We start from the raw sequence: 4,098 nt of genomic DNA, 5'->3' as shown, positions 1-4,098 counted from the left end.
CCTCTGGCCTGTGCGCCTCGATGCGCCGGCAGGGCCACGTGGTCGACCACGTGGACAACGGCGCGCATGCCGATGCCGCCCTGAACTCCACCCAGTACGCGCTGCTGGTGCTGGACCTGGGCCTGCCCCAGCTGGATGGCCGCGACGTGCTGCAACGGCTGCGCCAGCGCGGCGATGGCCTGGCCGTGCTGGTGGTCACCGCACGCGATGGCCTGGCCGAGCGCGTGCGCGTGCTCGACCTGGGAGCCGACGACTACCTGGTCAAACCCTTCGCGCTGGACGAATTCGAAGCACGCGTGCGTGCACAGCTGCGCCGGGTCACCAGCAACGGCAACCCCGACCTGCGCATCGGCCGGCTGCGCCTGGACCTGACCGGTCACCGTGTGTGGATAGACGAGCAGACGCTGGAACTGACCGCGCGCGAATTCGGCCTGCTGTCCGCCCTGGCGGTGCGTGCCGAGCGCATCGTCTCGCGTGCGCAGCTGGTGGAGGCCCTGTGCGACTGGGGCCAGGACCTGACCGACAACGGCCTGGACATCGCCCTGCACCGCCTGCGCCGCAAGCTGCAGCCGGGCGGCATGGGCATCCGCACGGTGCGCGGGCTGGGCTACATGCTGGAAGACGCCAGCGCGTGATCAGCGGACCGCCCAGCCTGCGACGGCGTCTGCTCGCCTTCCTGGCGCTGCCGATGCTGGGTCTGCTGACCTTCAACACGCTGCTGGCTTACTACGTGGCGCTGGACTACTCCAACCGCATCCACGACCGCAACCTGACCGATGACACCGTGTCGTTCGCACAGATGCTCAGCACGATGCCGGTCAGCAGCGACCTGTCCCCGCAGGCACGTTTTCTCATCGAATACGACCCCGACGGTCATCGCTACTTCAACGTCGACAGCAGCCGCTTGGGCACCATCGCCGGCAACGCAGATTTCAGCGCCTATGCGCCCTCGCAGGACTGCAGCGGCACGCACCCGGCGCTTTACGAAGGCGAGTTGAACGGCCAGCAGGTGCGCATGTCGACGGTCTGCACCCAGGCGATGAACGATCCGCAGGACCAGCTGGCGGTGACCGTGGCCGAAAGCATGGCCGACCGCCGCCAGCGTGCACGCGAGATCCTGATGATCGTCATTCCACTGATGGCCATGCTGGCCCTGGGAATGGCCGCGCTGGTCTGGTTCGGCGTCACCCACGGCCTGCGTATCCTGACCCCGCTGACCTCGCGCCTGGCCCAGCGCCGCGGCGAGCTGGCACCGATTTCCGATGCCGACGTGCCCGAGGAAATCCAGCCCCTGATCAGCACCATCGATGGCCTGTTCGCGCGGCAGGCGGAAATGATCACGCTGCAGAACCGCTTCATTGCCGATGCCGCCCACCAGTTGCGCTCGCCGCTGGCGGGCATGGCACTGCACGTGGACCAAGCACTGGCCCACGGCGATCCGGAGACCGTGCGCGAAGCGCTGCAGAACATCCGCCGGCTCAACCAGCGGACCGCACGCGTCAGCACCCAGCTGCTGGCGTTGAGCCGTGCCCAGACCGTGCCGGAGACGGTGGAGGCACTGGACCTGTCCGAACTGGTGCCGCAATGGGTGGGCATGCGCGTGCCCGAAGCGATCCGCGATGGCATCGACCTGGGCTACCTGGGTCCGCAGCAGCCGGTCCGGATACTGGGCAACGGCGCCCTGCTGCACGAGGCGCTGGACAATCTGATCGACAACGCCCTGCGCTACGCCGGCGCGGATGCGACCGTCACGGTCGGTGTGCAGGCCCTGGACGACAACGATGTCGAGCTGTACGTCGAAGACAACGGCCCAGGCGTACCCGAGGACGTGATGTCGCGGCTGGGGGAACGCTTCTTCCGCGCGCCCGGCACTGCCGCCAGCGGCACCGGCCTGGGCCTGGCCATCGCCCATGAGGCCGTCGAACACCTGGGCGGACGCCTGGGCTACCTCAACCGCCCCGGCGGTGGCCTGAAGGTGTCCATCACCATACCGTTGCTGAAGGGCCCTTGATCCAGACGGACCGTTGAAAGGTTGCCGAAAATCGCGCTTGCGATGCTGACCTTCCCGACTGCCGCGCTGGAGCCGACTGGTGCCTGCATCCCATGAGTTCTTTCTTCCCGGTGGCCCACAGGGTGTCCTGCTGATCCATGGCCTGACCGGCACGCCCGCCGAAATGCGCATGCTGGGCAAAGGGCTGAACAACGCGGGCTTCAGCGTGCATGGCGTGCAGTTGCCCGGCCACTGCGGCAGCGTCGAGGACCTGCTGCAGACCCGTTGGGAACAGTGGTACCAGGGCGTGGAAGACGCGGCGGCGGACCTGCGTGGCAAGGTCGACCAGCTGTTCGTGGGCGGACTGTCGATGGGGGCGGTGCTGGCGCTGGCGCTGGCCGCGCGGCGGCCGGACTGGGTCTCCGGCGTGGGGGTGTACGGCGCCACCTTCCGCTACGACGGCTGGAACATTCCGGCGGTCGCACGCTTCTCGTTCCTGTTGCCGTGGTTCAAGCGCCTGGGCATCGGCCGCGACCGCATGTTCATGGAAGAGCCGCCGTACGGCCTGCGCGACGAGCGCCTGCGTGCGCAGGTCAGCGCCGCCATGCTCTCTGGTGACAGTGCCGCTGCCGGCCTGCCAGGCAACCCGTGGCATGCATTGGCCGAAATGCGTGCACTGAGCACCTGGACACGGCGTCACCTGCACCAGGTCACGGCACCATGCCTGGTGATGCATGCCCGCGAGGACGACGTGGCCAGCATGGGCAATGCCGAACTGGTGATCTCGCGCGTCAGCGGCCCGACCGAACTGGTGGTGCTGGAAGACAGCTACCACATGATCACCATCGATCGCGAACGGCGCGAGGTGATCCGCCGCAGCGCGCGCTTCTTCAGCGACATCAGCGAACGTGCGGGCGTGCTGCAGGCGGTCGCCTGAGATGGGATCGCTTGCGACCCTGCTGTGGCTGGTCAACGTGGTGCTCGACACCGGCGGCCAGTTGGCCTTCAAGGCTGCCGCCAGCGACCCGCAGGACGGCGAAGGCCTGCAGCGCTGGAAACACATGTTCGGCCGTCCCTGGCTGTGGCTGGGCATCGCCTGCTATGTGCTTGAATTCGTCGCCTGGATCGCTTTCCTGTCGCTGGTGCCGTTGTCGCAGGGCGTGCTGCTCGGCTCGATCAACATCGTCGCGCTGATGGTGGCCGGCCGCATCCTGTTCCGCGAGCGGCTGACGCCGTTGCGGGTGACCGGCATGCTGCTGGTCAGCGCCGGCGTTGCCGTGGTCGGAGCCGGAACATGAGGCGGCTGTACCTGGTCGGGTTTCCGCTGCTGATGGCCTTCGACACCCTCGCCCAGCTGTGCTTCAAGTACGCCGGCGACGCCGCGCTGCCGGTCGAGGCCAACAGCGCATGGCTGCTGCGCGTGCTGTCACAGCCCTGGGTATACGGCGCGATGCTCGGTTACGTCGGCGCGTTCTTCACCTGGATGAGCCTTCTGCGGCACGCGCCGATCGGCCCTGCGTTCGCGGCCTCGCACCTCGAAGTGATCAGCGTGCTGCTGCTGTCGGCGTGGCTGCTGCACGAACCGTTGACGCTGCATCACCTGATCGGTGCGGTGCTGATCGTGGCCGGCATCATCTGCCTGGGCCGCGCCGAGGCGGATGATCCGCATGCTGTTACCGAAGCAACCCCGTGAGCCTGCTGTCGCGCGAGTTGCCTCCCACCGCTGGGCTGCCCCTGCAGGCCGGCGATTTCCTTCCCGGTGGCGGTGACCTGTGCACGATTCTTGCCGGGCAGCTGGGCACGCCGCCGCTGCAGCTGACCTGCTCGGGCACCCATGCCCTGCTGATCGCCCTGCGCACCCTGCGCAGGCGCGCGCCGCAGCGCGATACGGTGATCCTGCCGGCCTATACCTGTCCGCTCGTACCGATTGCCGTGCACAGCCTCGGCCTGCGCATACACCTGTGCGATACCCGCCGCGACCATTTCGATTTCGACCCGGCGATGCTGCACGCCGCAGCCGATGCACGCACGCTGGCGATCATTCCCACGCATCTGGGCGGGCGCATCGCCGATGTTGATCGCGCATGTGCCATTGCGCACCGCGTCGG

Annotated in this window: 6 protein-coding genes; all 6 read left to right on the top strand. The window is 67.9% G+C overall.

What is annotated here, in order from left to right:
* Positions 1–635, top strand: a 635-nt coding sequence (locus tag AB4Y84_RS15120; RefSeq protein ID WP_442250372.1) for a response regulator, incomplete at its 5' end; no start/stop codon positions are given.
* Positions 632–2,011 (top strand): sensor histidine kinase, encoded by a 1,380-nt coding sequence (locus tag AB4Y84_RS15115; RefSeq protein ID WP_312786692.1) that lies wholly within the window; start codon positions 632–634, stop codon positions 2,009–2,011. The genes AB4Y84_RS15120 and AB4Y84_RS15115, both read left to right, overlap by 4 nt.
* 79 nt (positions 2,012–2,090) lie before the next feature.
* A complete protein-coding gene (locus tag AB4Y84_RS15110) occupies positions 2,091–2,927 on the top strand; it encodes an alpha/beta hydrolase (protein WP_312108833.1) in 837 nt (278 codons plus the stop codon).
* A 1-nt stretch (position 2,928) separates the two neighbouring features.
* Positions 2,929–3,288, top strand: a complete 360-nt coding sequence (locus AB4Y84_RS15105) for an EamA family transporter (protein WP_025873780.1) — start codon at positions 2,929–2,931, stop codon at positions 3,286–3,288.
* A complete protein-coding gene (locus tag AB4Y84_RS15100; RefSeq protein ID WP_312108830.1) occupies positions 3,285–3,683 on the top strand; it encodes a DMT family transporter in 399 nt (132 codons plus the stop codon). Before AB4Y84_RS15105 ends, AB4Y84_RS15100 begins: the two co-directional genes overlap by 4 nt.
* Positions 3,680–4,098, top strand: a 419-nt coding sequence (locus AB4Y84_RS15095) for a DegT/DnrJ/EryC1/StrS family aminotransferase (protein WP_442250371.1), incomplete at its 3' end; no start/stop codon positions are given. The genes AB4Y84_RS15100 and AB4Y84_RS15095, both read left to right, overlap by 4 nt.

Source organism: Stenotrophomonas sp. 2YAF22 (assembly GCF_052114665.1).
Lineage (GTDB): Bacteria > Pseudomonadota > Gammaproteobacteria > Xanthomonadales > Xanthomonadaceae > Stenotrophomonas > Stenotrophomonas indicatrix.
The sequence above is the reverse complement of the archived record's forward strand: the minus strand, read 5'-3'. Positions and strand labels throughout refer to the sequence as shown.

Excerpts from the sequence above, each read along its gene's own strand:
- AB4Y84_RS15105 (WP_025873780.1), top strand. The coding sequence starts at position 2,929 with ATGGGATCGCTTGCGACCCTGCTGTGGCTGGTCAACGTGGTGCTCGAC.
- AB4Y84_RS15100 (WP_312108830.1), top strand. The coding sequence starts at position 3,285 with ATGAGGCGGCTGTACCTGGTCGGGTTTCCGCTGCTGATGGCCTTCGAC.